Origin of the sequence: Taylorella equigenitalis ATCC 35865 (assembly GCF_000276685.1) — a bacterium.
Classification (GTDB): domain Bacteria; phylum Pseudomonadota; class Gammaproteobacteria; order Burkholderiales; family Burkholderiaceae_B; genus Taylorella; species Taylorella equigenitalis.
This window is the reverse complement of the sequence record NC_018108.1, coordinates 1090324-1106472: the sequence shown is the minus strand read 5'-3', so window position 1 is coordinate 1106472 and position 16149 is coordinate 1090324. Positions and strand designations below refer to the sequence as shown.

The following is a 16149-nucleotide window of genomic DNA, read 5'->3' as shown; positions in this document are numbered from 1 at the left end:
AAGGATTTATTGAAATACCAAGAAAAAAATTTCACTTAATGTTTCCTAAAAAAATCCACTCTTTTTTAAAATCTAAATCACATCCTCTTAAACTACAAAGGAAAAATATTAACTTTCTAATTCCTTTTTGGAATGGTTAAAAAATTTCTCTATTAGAGTGGCAATGTTTCCTTGTAAAAATTATTTGTTTACTAGGGAAAGTCCTAGTAAGACTCCATTACTAATGTGGCTGCCGCAAGGTCCTCAATAGCATTGCCAACAGCTTTAAAAATAGTTATTTCTTCTAAGCTTGTTCGACCTATGTGCTTTCCTGTGCACAAGTCAAAAAGATTTGCTTTAACCGTCTCCTTTGAAAACACGCCACTTTCAATTGGTTTAAGTAGATCGCCAGATTTCATTAGGGCTTCTTCAGTATCAATAAATACAGAACTACTCGAAAAACAAGCATCATCAGTTTCACGCATATCTGGTGTATAAGAGCCAATCAAATCAAGATGTGTTCCAGGTTTCAACCAATCACCAAGAATAATTGGTTCAGTGGACAATGTCGCACAACTTATGATATCTGCCTCTGAACATGCTTTTTGAAGATCTTCAACGTAGTAAGATTCGAATCCTAACTTGTATAAATCGGAAGACAATGTTTCTGCGTGTTTCCTAGTTGGACTCCATACTAAGACTTTGCGAATTGGTCGTACTGCTTTTAAGGCTTCAGGTACAAGACGAGCAACTTGGCCAGATCCGATTAAGAGTAAAGTGGATGAATCTTTTCTACTAAGATATTTTGCAGCTAGGGCAGCAACCGCAGCAGTCCGTTTAGATGTAATTACATTTCCATCAAGTAAGGAAACAGGTACTCCAGTCTGCCCATCATAGAGCATGTAAGCGGAATGCAAGCCTGGAAGGTCTCGCTCTTTGTTATTAGGAAAAACACTAACGGTTTTTAGACCAATCCACTTTCCTGCAATCCATGAGGGCATAAGTATGAAAGATCCCAAAGTTTTATGAGCATCTTTTATCTCATGGATATGTCGCAAGGGTACAGTGACATCTAAGCGGAAAAATTCTTCCAATTTGTCTATTAATTTTGCGTATGGCAATGCTCTATCAGTTTGTTCAAAGTCATAGATCTTCACCACTAACTCCCTAGAATTATTTTTATTTTTATAAATGAAAGGGAGAAAAATTAATTGAGGATTATCCCTAATCAAGAAAAAAAGTAGTTAGGTTTAAACTAATTTTCGTTTGACCTAAATCAATTATCTAAATAGTATTTGTGAATCTAATGAAGTAATTTAGGGGTATCTATGATTCAAGAACTTATGAAAAAATTTGGTGTTAGCGAGTCTAAATTTCAAGGTGGAGGCTTAGCTGTAAGATCGCCTATTGATGGTAAAAATATCGGAAATGTAGCTGTTAACACACCTGAAGAAGTAGATGGAATTATTGAAAAATCTAATCAAGCATTTAAAGAATGGAGAAAGGTTCCAGCACCTCGTCGCGGAGAGTTAGTACGTATTTTGGGTAATGTACTTCGTGAACACAAAGAAGATTTAGGAAAATTGGTATCCCTTGAAGCTGGAAAAATCACCCAAGAAGGATTGGGCGAAGTGCAAGAGATGATTGATATCTGCGATTTTGCAGTTGGTCTATCTCGCCAACTTTATGGCCTAACTATAAGCTCAGAACGTAATATGCATCACATGCGTGAAACATGGCATCCGATTGGAATTGTAGGAATTATTTCTGCGTTTAATTTTCCTGTGGCAGTATGGTCTTGGAATGCTGCACTTGCTTTGATTTGCGGTGACTCTATTATTTGGAAGCCATCAGAAAAAACACCTTTAACTGCATTAGCATGTCAGGCTTTATTTGAAAAAGCACTAAGGGAATTTGGAGATGATGCTCCAGAAAATTTATCTCAAGTTGTGATAGGAGATGCAAAAGTAGGGGATATGTTGGTTACAGATCCACGCATTCCTGTTATTAGTGCTACGGGTTCTACACGAATGGGTCAGATTGTTGGTCCCAAAGTGGCAGAAAGATTTGGTCGAAGCATTCTTGAATTAGGGGGGAATAATGCGATGATTCTCACCCCAAGTGCGGACCTTGATCTTGCTGTTCGTGCGATATTATTCTCTGCTGTTGGTACTGCAGGTCAAAGGTGTACAACTCTTCGTCGTCTAATTGTTCACGAGAGCATTCGAGATGAAGTTGTTGAAAAACTTAAAAAGGTTTATGGTTCTGTTTCTATTGGAAATCCTCTAGAGGGCAACCTTGTAGGTCCGCTTATTGATGAGCATATTTTTAATCAAATGCAAAGCATTCTTAAAAAGGCTACAGAGGCAGGCGGTAAAGTATTTGGAGGTAAGCGAGTTTTAGAGGATAAGTATCCTGATGCTTATTATGTAGAACCTGCAATTGTTGAGATGGATGAGCAAAATGAGGTGGTTAAAACTGAAACCTTCGCACCGATTTTGTATGTAATTTCTTATTCAGATTATGAGGATGCTATTGAACTTCAAAATAACGTACCTCAGGGCTTGTCATCTTGCGTATTCTCAAATGATATTCGTGAGGCAGAAGCATTTATTTCTGCTACAGGAAGTGATTGCGGCATAGCTAACGTTAATATCGGAACAAGTGGTGCTGAAATTGGCGGAGCTTTCGGCGGAGAAAAAGAAACAGGTGGAGGTCGAGAGTCTGGTTCTGATGCATGGAAGGCTTATATGCGCAGACAGACAAATACCATCAATTATTCACGAGAGCTTCCTCTAGCCCAGGGTATTAACTTCGGCTAGTAGCTACGTAAGCCTCGGGATATCTTATCTTGAGGCTCTCCCTCAACCTAACTCTTAGGAGAATGCATTGAGTAGCTTAAATAACCCAATTCAAGCCACGGATCCAGAAAAAGAGATTCTTCCCAGTAGTGGTAACTTTTTATTAGATGTATTGCCACTAATCATCACAACTATTTTGTTGATGATTCAGTTTCTAGTCTTTAAAGACTTTACACCACATGTTCCCTTGGCTTTTGGTCTATCTATTACTGGTCTACTTATTTATGTAAGAAAGGGTAGATGGATTGATATGGAAAACCACTTTTTAAAAGTGGTACGTGTAGGATTGCCCGCAATACTTATTCTGCTGATTATTGGTATGGTTATTGGAGTTTGGATTGCTGCCGGTACCGTTCCTACGATTCTATATTATGGATTTAAAATTTTCACACCTTCTAACTTTTTAGTTTCTTTAACCATCATCTGTGTAGTCATATCTCTTGCTACAGGCTCATCATGGAGTACTACAGGTACTATTGGTTTAGCTATGATGGGTATCGGTACAGGGCTTAATATACCACCAGAAGTTACAGGCGGTGCGATAGTGTCGGGGGCTTTTTTCGGCGATAAAATGTCTCCGCTTTCTGAAACCACAAACCTTACACCTGCAGCGACTGGGGTTGATTTATGGGATCACATAACTAATTTATTTCCAACGACAATACCTAGTCTAATAATTTCTCTAATTTTATATGCTTGGCTTGGAAGTACATATGACACTTCTGGTGCGGATATGAACCTAATCACTGAAATGCAGGAGACATTGGATAAAAACTATAATTTAGGTATCATCACATTAATTCCTGCTCTAGTAGTAATCGTCGCAGCTGTTACTAAAATGCCTGCCGTATTTGCTGGATTTTTGGGTGTTTTGAGTGGAAGTTTAGTTGCAATTTTTGTTCAAGACGTTAGTGTTCAAGAGCTTTTTAATGTCCTTCAAAATGGTGTAAAAAGTGCTACTGGCATGGAAGTTGTAGACAATCTTCTCTCAAAAGGTGGGGTTATGTCTATGGCTTGGGTGACATTGCTAACTATCTTAGCCCTATCATTTATTGGTGCTGTTGAGTACTATGGCACACTGAATGCTATCTTGAAAAAAATCGAAAAATGGATTAAGAATCGTGTTTCACTTACGGCAGCTTCCTACACAACAATTATCGGTACAGGTGCACTAATCGGTGATGTATTTACTACTTTAGTACTACCAGCCCGCCTATATAAAGATAAGTTTGAAGAGTTAGGATATAAAAAAACCAATCTTACTCGACAAATTGAGGACTGTGGTACATTGCTTTCACCGTTAATTCCATGGAATATGGGTGGTAGCTTCGTGGCGGGTACACTTGGTATAGCTACCTTATCCTACGCACCATATGCATTTTTCTGTTGGCTCTGTCCTTTAATCGGATTAGTATGGGCTGTGACTGGAATATATTTCCCTAAAATTAAAGAAAGCGATAGGTTACGTCATCGTGAGCCTGCTAAATGGGAAGGTCTATAGTATGGGATTATTATGCTAGAAGATAAAAATTTATGGCCTGAAATAGTTGATAAATCTCAAGTTGAGAGTTTTCCAAAGCTCTCAACTGATGAGACTACACAAGTTTGTATAATTGGTGGAGGATATACTGGCCTATCAGCAGCCATTCACCTTGCTGAAAAAGGGTATTCTGTTGTTCTTTTAGAAGCTAATATTATCGGAAGTGGTGGGTCTGGACGTAATGTGGGTTATGTAAATGCTGGCACTTGGGCTACTCCTAGGGATTTAAATAATTTCTTAGGCGAAACTCAAGGCGAAATATTGAATAAAGCATTAGGAGATGCCCCATCACTAGTATGGAATACGATTGACCGCTTCCAAATTGATGCACAGGATGTGCGGGTCGGTAACTTACATATGGGACATAATGCTGCAGGCGAAGCAGATGTCGATGACCGATATAAACAATTCTCTAGTAGAGGTGTGGATTGTGAGGTTCTCACAGGTAGCAAGTGTCTTGAGTACACTGGTACCACTGCGATAAAAAAAGCTTTGCTTGATAGGCGTGCAGGAACTATTAACCCATATGCCTACGTTACGGGATTAGCTAAAGCTGCTAAAAATTTAGGTGTAAAAATATATGAACACACTTCTGTCAAAGCTATTGTAAAATCCGATGGAAAATGGCAGGTACAAACTGAATCTAATTCGGTTACTTCTGAAAAAGTAGTTATAGGGACAAATGCCTATACAGAAGGCGAATGGACAGAAATCCTGAAATCCATATATTTCGTTGGTTACTATCAGATAGCTACTGAGCCCATGTCTGGAGATCCAGATGCTGACAAAGTTATGCCTTATCGCACGGGCTCTTGGGATACACGATTAGCTTTATCTACATTTCGTAGAGATAAGGAGGATCGAGTTCTTCTAGGTACAGTTGGCTTTCATGAGGGTAAAGAATCACTTTATGTTTCATGGGCTAATGCAGTGCTTAAAAAATACTATCCAGAGTTAGCCCCTAAAGCCAAATGGCAATATAGATGGTCTGGTCGATTTGGTTTCACGCAAGATCATATTATGAGAGTTTTTGAACCAGCACCTGGCATAGTAACGGCAACTGCCTACAATGGTCGTGGCATAACAACTGGAACCATGATGGGCAAATGTTTTGCTGAGTACCTTGATACAGACAACCGGGAAGCTATACCATTGCCATTTAAGAAAATGGAAGAGAATTCGATTTCAATGAGAGGTTTGCGTTCTGGTTTGTATGATGCGGGTATTGCAATTTATCATGCAGGTCAAGTACTTAAGATAGTATCTTAATCTTCTTGGATTCTGTGAATTATCCAATCTATCAGTGTTTTTACATGAGGTACTCCCGTTTTATTTGACGGGTGTACCATAAAGTAAGCCCAATTTTTATCCAATTTATGATTCCATGCATACTTAAGTTTCCCAGTTTGTAATTCTTCCTTTACTAATACATCAGGAACTAAGGCCACACCACATCCACAAACCGCAGCATGAATTGCATCATAAAAAGAATCAAATCGAGGTCCTGTAAATAAACCTTCCCATTTCACATTTGCGGATTGAAAATATTCATTCCAAGCTCTAGGGCTTAAACGGGTCTGAATTAGAGTAACCCCATCGGAACATTTAGGTTTATCAAAATCATCAGTCTCAAGTTCTGGTGAACATACAGGAACAAATTTACAGTCGAAAAGCTTTATGCTAGTCATACCAGGCCAATCACCCGAACCATGCAGAAAGCCTATATCCATGTCACTAATGGTTGTAGAATCCAACTCTCCTAAATGATCGTGAAATTCTAGGTGAATGTTTGGATGAGCTTTACCGAAACCCTTCAAAAGCACAACCAACCATCGAGCACAGAACGTAGGGTTGGCAATGATATTGAGTGTAGCAACTGCATTACCATGAGAGAGAACATTAAGAACAGCATCTTCAACTTTTTTTAATATATCCTGCGTATCGTAGAGGAATTTCTCACCAATCGGGGTAAGCTCTATTCGTTGCTTGTGCCGAATAAAAAGTTCACAATCGAGAACTCTTTCTAGCAATGCAACCTGCTTTCCGACAGCACTTTGCGTCATGAATAATTCCTTAGCGGCACTCGTAAAACTTAAATGTCGGGCGGCGGTTTCAAAACATCGTAAGGATGTTATTGAAGGCAATTGAGAAACGGCTATTTTTCGCATGGTGTCAACTATGGCAATCGTACCTAATCGAGAAACCATAATTATAAATCTACAAGCTTCTTATAAATGGACTAGTATTTGATTTCATTCAAACCAATTTCTTTGAAAATGAGTTTTCTATAAAGCACGCGTATTTCAAATAGGTCTTCAAGAAAAATATTAAGTAATTTATTTTCGCAAGTTGAATTATTTAAGCAGTAATGTTCGAAAAACTCTATGAAAGCATTTTTTAATGGATTAATCCAATCCTCTTCTTTCTTTTTAAAGTAGCTGATATCTAAATTTATGAATGGCTGTAAATTATTTATTGTGTAAATTAGAGTTTCATCAGTTTTAAATTGATTTAAATAATCATCAAAATTATTTAACCGATAGAGTTTTGAATAAGTACAACTTTTTAATTTATCCTGAGCATCAAATCCATCTAATGTATCAGTTAGAAGGGTGCAATATTGCTCACTGTACTGGACCCAACTTTTGGAAATATTGGGATTATTCATATTCTTAACCCAAATATCAGGATCAAATTTTTTACAGTTTGAGTCACAAGGGAAGTAAAGCTGAGAGGTTAATTCGTCTAGATCTTCAAATTTATCGTTGTTCAGTAAAAATAACCCTAAACTATCATTGTAGGCATACCTCAATATATTAATCAGTGTTTCAATATTGGAATTGAAACATCCTAATTTATAGAATTTATTCAAATCCTTTTTAATATCTTCTAGATATTGAAGACTTAATTTGTAAGTTTCATACCATTCTTGATCAATATAAACATCATTGTTATCTTCATCCCTAAGAAAACCTATATCCTCAGCAATTTGAAGTTTTTCTGCATTTATCAAATATTGTATTTTGGCAATATCTTCTTTATTTTTATACGAATTGCAATTAGGGCTGAATGTAGAATCGGGATCCTTTTTGTAATTTATAAATATATTTTTTAAAAGAATCAAATTATTAGTGAAAGAACAGTTTTCATATGCATACCAGTTTGCATCGTAGCCATCTATAGCATAGTTATTAGCATTATATTTGCAAGCTATATCCAAGTTGTTTTTATAGAATTTTATAGATTCATAGTTAGGGTCATTTGTAAAAGTTGATATTTTTTCTGTATATATATTTTCAAGTAATTCGTTGTAAAAGTAGTAGCAACTGCTGTTTGCCCCTGAGTAGGGGATTGAATTGCATTGAGTATGTACTATTTGAGAAAAAACATTACTTAATCCATCTGTCCTAAGAAGGAGTGGAAGGGATAGCAATATTTTTAAAAGTAGTCCCATGTTATTTAAGCCACTTATACAATGATTCCAAGTCCTGTAAGTTAAATAATAGTTTATGCCCTAATTGAGAAAAAATGCTTTAACTAGGGACTTTTTTATCATTTAAAAATCAATAACCGAATCTAGAAAATTGATATAATTTTTATTTCCCAGAAGGTAATGCTATGACTAAATATGTTTTTGTAACGGGTGGTGTCGTTTCATCCCTAGGAAAGGGGATTGCGGCAGCTTCATTGGCAGCGATACTTGAGTCTAGAGGTCTTAAAGTTACGATGCTTAAGCTTGACCCTTACATTAACGTAGACCCAGGCACTATGAGCCCCCTTCAGCACGGTGAGGTTTTCGTGACCGAGGATGGGGCAGAGACTGACTTGGATTTAGGGCATTATGAGCGTTTTATATCAGCGAAAATGCATAAGTCTAACAACTTTACTACTGGTCAAATTTATGAGTCTGTTCTCCGCAAGGAACGTAGAGGAGACTATCTTGGGAAAACTGTTCAAGTTATTCCTCATATCACAAATGAAATTCAAGAATTTATAGAGCGTGGTGCGAAATCTGCTTATGATGGGCAGGCGGACATTGCCATAGTAGAAATTGGTGGTACAGTCGGGGATATAGAGTCATTGCCATTTTTAGAGGCTGTTCGTCAGATGACCCTAAGACTCGGGCGTACGGGTGCGGCATTTATTCATCTGACTCTCGTACCATATATTGCATCTGCAGGCGAACTTAAAACTAAGCCTACGCAGCATTCTGTCCAAAAATTGCGCGAAATTGGTATATATCCAAATGCATTGCTTTGTCGTGCAGACAGGCCAATCCCAGAAGATGAAAAAGCAAAAATTTCTCTTTTTTCTAATGTTCCTCAAGAAGCCGTAATTTCAGTCTGGGATGCTGATTCAATATACAAAATACCTAAGATGCTACATGAGCAAGGTTTGGATAATATTATTTGTGAGGCCTTGGATATAAAAGCCTCTGCCGCCGATTTGTCAGTTTGGGATGGGATTGTACATGACCTTCAGCATCCTGAACACTCAGTTCGTATAGGAATGGTTGGAAAATACGTTGATTTAACTGAATCCTATAAATCACTTATCGAAGCTCTAAATCATGCTGGAATTAAAAATAAAACTAAAGTTGTTATCGAATATATTGATTCAGAAGATATAGAGAATTCTGGAATTGAGATACTTCGTGATTTGGATGCTATATTGGTTCCTGGTGGCTTTGGAAAGCGTGGTACTGAAGGAAAAATATCTGCTATTAAATTTGCTCGAGAAAACAATGTCCCATATTTAGGTATTTGTTTGGGTATGCAATTAGCAACAATCGAATATGCCCGTAATGTAGCTGGTCTTGAGGGTGCTAGTAGTACGGAATTAGATCCTAATACACCTTATCCTATTGTGGCTTTAATTACAGAGTGGACAAATAAAGATGGTTCAGTTGAACAGCGCTCGCAGGAATCAAATCTTGGTGGTACCATGCGTAAGGGTTCACAAGAAGTACCTGTAAAATCAGGAACATTGGCTTATAGTATTTATGGAGATATGGTGAACGAAAGACATCGTCACCGTTACGAAGTAAATACAAATTACATAGATAAGCTTGAAAAAGCAGGACTTGTTATCAGTGCCATAACGCCTAAAGACCATCTTCCTGAAATTATGGAGATTCCGGGTCATCCATGGTTTTTGGGAGTTCAGTTCCACCCAGAATTTACATCAACACCTCGTGATGGACACCCGTTGTTTACAAGCTTTTTGAAAGCCGCATTAAAACATCAATCAAATAAAGTGAAGTGATGTCTAAGACCATATCTTTATATGATTTTGAAATTTCAAATAATATTCCATTCGTCTTGATGGGAGGTTTGAATGTCCTTGAATCTCTTGATTTGGCAATGTTTACATGTGCACACTTCGTAACTGTTACGCAAAAGCTTGGCATTCCCTTTATATTTAAAGCATCTTTTGATAAAGCCAATAGATCATCTATACATAGTTATAGGGGACCTGGGCTTGAAAAGGGTATGCGAATATTTGAGAAGATAAAGAATGAATTTACTGTCCCAATAATTACAGATGTTCATGAACCAGCACAAGCTGTAGTGGTAGCTGAGTATGTGGACGTTCTGCAGTTGCCTGCGTTTCTTGCACGTCAAACGGATTTGGTCGATGCATTGGCTAAAACTGGTCGCATTATTAACATTAAAAAACCTCAATTTCTAAGCCCTGAGCAGATGGGTAATGTAGTGCAGAAATTTGTAGAATCAGGTAACGATAATTTAATTTTATGCGAGCGAGGTTCTGCTTTTGGCTACGATAATTTAGTAGTAGATATGCTCGGATTTGGTGTGATGAAAAGAGTATGCGAAGGTATACCTTTGTTTTTCGATGTAACTCATTCGTTACAAAGGAGAGATCCGGGGTCAGTTGCTTCTGGTGGGCGTCGTGAGCAAGTTTTAGAACTTGCATTATCTGGAATGGCTGTAGGTTTAGCGGGCTTATTTTTGGAAGCACATCCCAACCCAGAACAAGCAAAATGTGATGGACCTTCGGCATTGCCACTTGAAAAATTAGAGGAATTTTTGGTACGAGTGAAAGCAGTGGACGATGTAGTGAAGTCGTTCAAACCGTTAGTAATTTGATATTGATAAAATAATTAAAACATTTTTAGGATACGAAATGAGTGCAATTGTAGATATTATTGGTCGTGAGATTTTGGATTCGCGCGGAAACCCGACAGTCGAGTGTGATGTACTGTTGGAATCAGGTGCCATGGGTCGTGCATCAGTGCCATCTGGGGCTTCTACTGGATCTCGTGAGGCAATTGAATTGCGTGATGGTGATAAATCGCGATATCTTGGAAAAGGTGTTCAAAAAGCTGTTGAAAATATTAATGGAGAAATTTCTGAAGCCTTGATGGGCTTGGACGCTCAGGAACAAACATTTATAGACCATACTCTAATCGATTTAGATGGTGCAGAAAATAAAAGCAATTTGGGGGCAAATGCTATGTTGGCCGTAAGTATGGCTGTTGCACGTGCGGCAGCCGAGGAGTCAGGTCAATCTCTTTATCGTTATTTTGGAGGTTTTGGCCCAAAACATATGCCTGTCCCTATGATGAATGTTATTAATGGTGGTGCTCACGCAAATAACTCTTTAGATATACAAGAATTTATGATTATGCCAGTACGTGCAGAATCATTTAAAGAAGCACTTCGTATGGGGGCTGAAGTTTTCCATGCATTGAAAAAAATTATTAACGATGCAGGCATGTCTACAGCAGTGGGAGATGAGGGTGGTTTTGCTCCAGATTTGGGTTCTCACGAAGAAGCTATCGAATTAATTCTTGAAGCCATCAAAAAAGCAGGATATGTTGCTGGCGAAGATATTGCTCTTGCATTAGATTGTGCAAGTTCAGAATTTTATTCTGATGGAGTTTATAATTTGTCTTCAGGAGGCGGTGCCTCTTTAAGTTCTAGCGAATTTGCTGATATGCTTGCTAATTGGTGCGATAAGTATCCTATCGTATCAATAGAAGACGGCATGGCTGAAAATGATTGGGATGGATGGAAAGTATTAACAGATCGAATCGGTGATCGTGTTCAACTAGTGGGTGATGACTTGTTTGTCACTAATACAAAAATATTGAAAGAGGGCATACAAAGAGGCATTGCTAACTCTATCCTTATTAAAATCAATCAAATCGGTACATTGACAGAAACTTTTGCTGCAATCGAAATGGCAAAACAAGCTGGGTATACTGCTGTTATTTCTCATCGTTCAGGAGAAACTGAAGACTCTACAATTGCGGATATAGCCGTTGCTACTAATGCTATGCAAATAAAGACTGGTTCACTAAGTCGCTCTGACCGCATGGCTAAGTATAATCAGCTTCTGCGCATTGAAGAGGAGCTTGCAGAAGTAGCTAAGTATCCAGGTAGCGATGCATTTTATAACTTATCGTAGTTTGTAGTAGCTTTTTATGCGTCGATTAATTCTAGTACTCATATTTGCTTGCATTGCCATCCAATATCCGCTTTATTTTGGCAGTAAAGGTTATAAAAGAGTGGAAGAATTAAAAGAACAACTTCAAAACGAAAAGGACAAGTCTGCAGCGATGACCGCTAGGAATAATGCTATGCAGGCGGAGATTGAGGACTTGTCCACGGGTACTGAGGCTATTGAGGACATAGCACGTCAAGAAATGAATATGATTAGCAAGGATCAGATATTTGTGCGAGTCGTGGAGCCAACTAAGTCGAATGTACAGAAGCCGAATCTAAATTCCCAAACGGAAGTTCCACATAACAATCCTAAGAAAGATAAAGGCGCTAAACAAGATCGTTAATTTAGTAGTTTGGATGAGAGATTATTTTTTTTCTGATTTAAAGATAAAATCAACTTGTAAATTAATATAGACAGAATGATATTAATAAGAAGCAATAGGTAAAATTAAATTTCTGTTATATCCCCCCAACCATACTTAAAACTTAAGTTAGAAAATAAAGGTTGGAACATATATTTAAGTATCTAATAATATAAATTATTTGTTAAAACCAATAGGGTTACTAAATAAGTCAATACAAATATAAGAATTTTTATGAGCTTAGGGACATTTTTTGAAGGAATCTGCATAGACGTTTATTGATCCATAAGTATTGAATTTAATTGTAACTAGAATTTATTCTGCGATTTAACCTGTTTAACCCTTCACGTTTTAATAATTGATCTCGCGTAAGTTTAGGCAATTCTAAAAAATCGCGTTCCTCCAGTCCTTCTTTAACTAGTTGAAAAACTAGGTCGGGATATTTTTCAAAATAGGCAGTCAGTAGCTCATCAGGAGTATTCAATATAACACGATTGTCCCTAAGGTTTGAGCGACTAAAGTCCCTTAAATTCCAAGTAATTAAAACGCTACAATTTTGATTAAACCTCTTTTGTGCAACAATGGAAGCCAAAGCGACATGTCTGTCTTTTGGATCTGTGGAACGTAGAGCTTTTGTGTAAATCTGTTCCGATATATTGAGCTCCCCGAGATTAGCACTCGGGCAAATTTCATTAAATCTCATCCATTCAGAATCAATAAATTCTTGTGGTTTTTTCCATATCGAGGCAGCATTTCGGCGCCATTCACGTCCGATTTCTTCGCTCCATATAGGCTGGCAAAGACCGTGGGAATGCAGTCGCAGAAACATTGCCAACGTAAAGTAATGCATATTTACGCATGTATCGATAATTGTAAGAGGTGGAATGTTTCCCGAGGAATCGCTAGTTGTCATGAAAAGGGCAAAATAGTTATTTTAGACTCTTGATAAATAAATAATTTCCCATATATACATATCATAGAAAAATTTGTGAGGCTATTATGCGTTTTGAAAAATTTACTACTAAGTTCCAGCAATCAATTGCGGATGCTCAGAGTTTAGCTTCTCGTAACGACAATCAGTATATCGAAGGTCATCATGTGTTGTCGGCGATGTTGGCTGATGATAGTTCTGGAATTACCAGTTTGCTTGCACAGGCGGGTGTTCGCGTTAATCAATTGCAAACTAAGCTAAATTTGGCGTTGAAAAACTTGCCTAAGGTTGAAGGGGCGGATGAAATCCAAATTAGTCGAAATTTGAATCAACTGCTGTTAAAAACTGATAAAGAATCTTCTAAGCGTGGGGATAATTTTATTGCTAGCGAATTGTTTTTGGTTGCATTAGCAGAGGATAAAGGCGAACTAGGGACTATTTTGAAAGATTGTGGTCTTGAGAAAAAGGCATTACTCGCTGCTATAGAGGCGATTCGTGGAGATAGTACAGTATCAGATCAAGAAGGCGAATCTCAAAGACAAGCATTGAAAAAATATACGACCGATTTAACTGAGCGTGCTCGTATGGGCAAACTTGACCCTGTAATTGGTCGCGATGATGAAATTCGTCGTGCGATACAGATTTTACAGCGTCGAAGTAAAAATAATCCAGTCCTTATTGGTGAGCCTGGTGTGGGTAAAACTGCTATTGTGGAAGGACTAGCACAGAGAATAGTTAACGATGAGGTTCCAGAGTCATTACGCGGAAAACGTGTGTTGTCATTAGATATGGCTTCTTTACTTGCTGGTGCTAAATTTAGGGGTGAATTTGAAGAGCGCTTAAAAGCTGTATTAAAAGAGCTTGCACAAGACGAGGGTAATAATATCGTTTTTATTGATGAAATTCATACTATGGTTGGTGCTGGTGGTGCTGAGGGTGCTATCGATGCGGGGAATATGCTTAAGCCTGCATTGTCACGAGGAGAGTTGCATTGTATAGGGGCGACCACTTTAGATGAATATAGAAAATATATCGAAAAAGATGCTGCACTTGAGCGACGCTTCCAAAAGGTGCTTATTGATGAGCCTGATGTGGAGGCGACTATTGCCATACTTCGTGGTTTGAAAGAGCGCTATGAAATCCATCACGGGGTGGAGATTACCGATCCTGCAATTGTGGCGGCTGCGGAATTAAGTAATAGATATATAACTGATAGGTTTCTACCTGATAAAGCAATTGATTTAATCGATGAGGCGGCAGCTCGCATCCGTATGGAGATTGATTCTAAGCCAGAAGTTATGGACCGTTTGGACCGTCGCATTATTCAGCTTAAGATCGAGCGTGAAGCTGTGCGTCGTGAGGATGATGAGGCATCTAAGCGTCGACTTCAGTTGATTGAGGATGAACTTGCAAGATTGCAACGTGAATACGATGACTATGAGCAAATTTGGAAGGCGGAGAAATCTTCTGTTCATAGTGTGCAGTCCATACGTGAAGATATCGATAAGGTTAAGGCACAGATGGCTGAATATCAACGTCAGGGTGAGTATGAAAAGCTATCGGAATTGCAATATGGAAAATTGCCAGACCTTGAGCTTCGTCTGAAATCAGCTGAAAAAGGTGAAGTTAAAAATCAATTATTGCGCACCGAGGTTGGCACAGAGGAGATTGCAGAAGTTGTTTCTCGTGCTACTGGTATACCTGTATCCAAGATGATGCAAGGTGAGAGGGCGAAATTATTGACTATGGAAGATCGTTTGCATGAGCGTGTAGTTGGTCAGGATGAGGCCGTTCGTCTGGTTTCTGATGCGATTAGGCGTTCGCGTGCGGGGCTTGCGGATCCTAGTAAACCGTATGGTTCTTTCTTGTTCCTAGGGCCGACTGGTGTGGGTAAAACTGAATTGACTAAGGCTCTTGCAAATTTCTTATTTGATTCAGATGAGCATATGGTTCGCATTGATATGAGTGAGTTTATGGAGAAACATACTGTGGCTCGTTTGATAGGTGCCCCTCCTGGATATATTGGATACGAAGAAGGTGGCTATTTGACTGAGGCTATTCGTCGTAAACCGTATAGTGTGATTTTGCTTGACGAAATAGAAAAAGCTCATCCAGATGTGTTCAATATTCTGCTTCAAGTGCTTGATGACGGGCGATTGACAGATGGTCAAGGACGTACAGTTGACTTTCGCAATACTGTAATTGTTATGACTTCAAATATTGGATCACAGCAAATTCAGAAAATGAGTGGTGAACCTTATGAGAAGATTAAGGATGTAGTTTGGGATGAGTTGAAGGATTCATTTCGCCCTGAATTTCTAAATCGTATCGATGAAATCGTAGTATTTCATGGATTGGAGAAAGAGCAGATTGCGAACATTGCCAAAATACAGATTAAACGCTTGGCTCAGAGATTGGCTCAGTTTGAGATGAATCTTGAAATATCGGATGAAGCAATTGCTAAAATTGCTGAAGCAGGCTTTGATCCTGTGTTTGGAGCACGTCCTCTGAAACGATCTATTCAGCAGCTAATCGAAAATCCTTTATCTAAGCGGATTCTGCAAGGGGAGTTCTCTGCAAAAGATACTGTCAAAGTGGGTTTTGATGAGGCTAGCGATCAGTTTATATTTAGCAATTAATTAGGGTTGTTATCGTGTGACCCTAACATAGGAGACAGGTATGAATAAAAAAAATTTTTTTGAAGATTTGCAGTCTAAGATTCAGGATTTGATTCGTAACAGTCCAGCAGCTGATATAGAAAAAAACGTTAAGGCTTTTATGGCTCAGACTTTTAGCAAAATGGATTTAGTTACACGTGAAGAATTTGAAGTTCAAAGGGCTATGGTAGAAAGGCTCAGAGAGCGAGTAGAGCAACTTGAAGAACAGCTTGCGAGTAAATCTTAGTTTTTAAGCGTATGGGGGCAGATTTTTTCTGCCCTTTTTTGTAGCAATACACCTTGAGACGTCCGCTTTCGTTTAAAGTTATCTCTAATTGCTATTCTTG

13 protein-coding genes are annotated in these 16149 nt (G+C 38.3%); 9 read left to right on the top strand and 4 right to left on the bottom strand.

Translation table 11 applies throughout. From position 1 onward, the window contains the following. Positions 1–203: 203 nt before the first annotated feature. Positions 204–1136 (bottom strand): bifunctional Delta(1)-pyrroline-2-carboxylate/Delta(1)-piperideine-2-carboxylate reductase, encoded by a 933-nt coding sequence (gene lhpI, locus KUI_RS05055; RefSeq protein WP_044953986.1) that lies wholly within the window; start codon positions 1134–1136, stop codon positions 204–206. Between the two features lie 171 nt (positions 1137–1307). On the opposite strand from lhpI, the gene amaB reads away from it, so the two are divergent. The 3 genes from amaB to amaA all read left to right on the top strand — a co-directional run bounded on the left by amaB (position 1308) and on the right by amaA (position 5649). Then, positions 1308–2801, top strand: coding sequence for an L-piperidine-6-carboxylate dehydrogenase (amaB, locus tag KUI_RS05050; RefSeq protein WP_013521213.1), 1494 nt, complete (start codon positions 1308–1310; stop codon positions 2799–2801). Between the two features lie 67 nt (positions 2802–2868). Further along, entirely contained in the window at positions 2869–4341 is a 1473-nt protein-coding gene (gene nhaC, locus KUI_RS05045) for a Na+/H+ antiporter NhaC (RefSeq protein ID WP_013521212.1), read from the top strand. A 12-nt stretch (positions 4342–4353) separates the two neighbouring features. Next, positions 4354–5649, top strand: a complete 1296-nt coding sequence (gene amaA / locus KUI_RS05040; RefSeq protein ID WP_013521211.1) for an L-pipecolate oxidase — start codon at positions 4354–4356, stop codon at positions 5647–5649. On the opposite strand, the gene KUI_RS05035 is transcribed toward amaA, so the two are convergent. Next, positions 5646–6587: a LysR substrate-binding domain-containing protein gene (locus tag KUI_RS05035; protein ID WP_013521210.1), complete on the bottom strand. Its 942-nt coding sequence runs from the start codon at positions 6585–6587 to the stop codon at positions 5646–5648. The genes amaA and KUI_RS05035 overlap by 4 nt on opposite strands. A 32-nt stretch (positions 6588–6619) precedes the next feature. Further along, on the bottom strand, positions 6620–7834 hold the full coding sequence (locus tag KUI_RS05030; RefSeq protein WP_013521209.1) for a hypothetical protein: 1215 nt from the start codon (positions 7832–7834) through the stop codon (positions 6620–6622). A 164-nt stretch (positions 7835–7998) separates the two neighbouring features. On the opposite strand from KUI_RS05030, the gene KUI_RS05025 reads away from it, so the two are divergent. The 4 genes from KUI_RS05025 to ftsB are packed head-to-tail and all read left to right on the top strand — an operon-like array spanning position 7999 to position 12196. Beyond that, entirely contained in the window at positions 7999–9645 is a 1647-nt protein-coding gene (locus KUI_RS05025; RefSeq protein ID WP_014840446.1) for a CTP synthase, read from the top strand. Next, positions 9645–10490, top strand: coding sequence for a 3-deoxy-8-phosphooctulonate synthase (gene kdsA, locus KUI_RS05020; RefSeq protein ID WP_013521207.1), 846 nt, complete (start codon positions 9645–9647; stop codon positions 10488–10490). Before KUI_RS05025 ends, kdsA begins: the two co-directional genes overlap by 1 nt. Positions 10491–10527: 37 nt before the next feature. Further along, entirely contained in the window at positions 10528–11814 is a 1287-nt protein-coding gene (gene eno / locus KUI_RS05015) for a phosphopyruvate hydratase (RefSeq protein WP_013521206.1), read from the top strand. Positions 11815–11830: 16 nt separating this feature from the next. Then, entirely contained in the window at positions 11831–12196 is a 366-nt protein-coding gene (gene ftsB / locus KUI_RS05010; protein WP_013521205.1) for a cell division protein FtsB, read from the top strand. A 316-nt stretch (positions 12197–12512) separates the two neighbouring features. Here ftsB and KUI_RS05005 read toward each other — a convergent pair whose 3' ends face one another. Then, on the bottom strand, positions 12513–13127 hold the full coding sequence (locus KUI_RS05005) for a PIN domain-containing protein (protein ID WP_014840445.1): 615 nt from the start codon (positions 13125–13127) through the stop codon (positions 12513–12515). Positions 13128–13213: 86 nt separating this feature from the next. Between KUI_RS05005 and clpB the strand changes: the two genes are divergently transcribed. Further along, positions 13214–15784, top strand: a complete 2571-nt coding sequence (gene clpB / locus KUI_RS05000) for an ATP-dependent chaperone ClpB (RefSeq protein ID WP_013521203.1) — start codon at positions 13214–13216, stop codon at positions 15782–15784. A 40-nt stretch (positions 15785–15824) separates the two neighbouring features. Further along, a complete protein-coding gene (locus tag KUI_RS04995; RefSeq protein ID WP_013521202.1) occupies positions 15825–16049 on the top strand; it encodes an accessory factor UbiK family protein in 225 nt (74 codons plus the stop codon). The last annotated feature ends 100 nt before the right edge of the window (positions 16050–16149 follow it).

What these genes read in the sequence shown, in the direction of transcription:
- amaB (WP_013521213.1), top strand. Translation starts at nt 1,308, where the DNA reads ATGATTCAAGAACTTATGAAAAAATTTGGTGTTAGCGAGTCTAAATTT.
- amaA (WP_013521211.1), top strand. Translation starts at nt 4,354, where the DNA reads ATGCTAGAAGATAAAAATTTATGGCCTGAAATAGTTGATAAATCTCAA.
- KUI_RS05035 (WP_013521210.1), bottom strand. Translation starts at nt 6,587, where the DNA reads ATGGTTTCTCGATTAGGTACGATTGCCATAGTTGACACCATGCGAAAA.
- KUI_RS05030 (WP_013521209.1), bottom strand. Translation starts at nt 7,834, where the DNA reads ATGGGACTACTTTTAAAAATATTGCTATCCCTTCCACTCCTTCTTAGG.
- KUI_RS05025 (WP_014840446.1), top strand. Translation starts at nt 7,999, where the DNA reads ATGACTAAATATGTTTTTGTAACGGGTGGTGTCGTTTCATCCCTAGGA.
- kdsA (WP_013521207.1), top strand. Translation starts at nt 9,645, where the DNA reads ATGTCTAAGACCATATCTTTATATGATTTTGAAATTTCAAATAATATT.
- eno (WP_013521206.1), top strand. Translation starts at nt 10,528, where the DNA reads ATGAGTGCAATTGTAGATATTATTGGTCGTGAGATTTTGGATTCGCGC.
- ftsB (WP_013521205.1), top strand. Translation starts at nt 11,831, where the DNA reads ATGCGTCGATTAATTCTAGTACTCATATTTGCTTGCATTGCCATCCAA.
- KUI_RS05005 (WP_014840445.1), bottom strand. Translation starts at nt 13,127, where the DNA reads ATGACAACTAGCGATTCCTCGGGAAACATTCCACCTCTTACAATTATC.
- clpB (WP_013521203.1), top strand. Translation starts at nt 13,214, where the DNA reads ATGCGTTTTGAAAAATTTACTACTAAGTTCCAGCAATCAATTGCGGAT.
- KUI_RS04995 (WP_013521202.1), top strand. Translation starts at nt 15,825, where the DNA reads ATGAATAAAAAAAATTTTTTTGAAGATTTGCAGTCTAAGATTCAGGAT.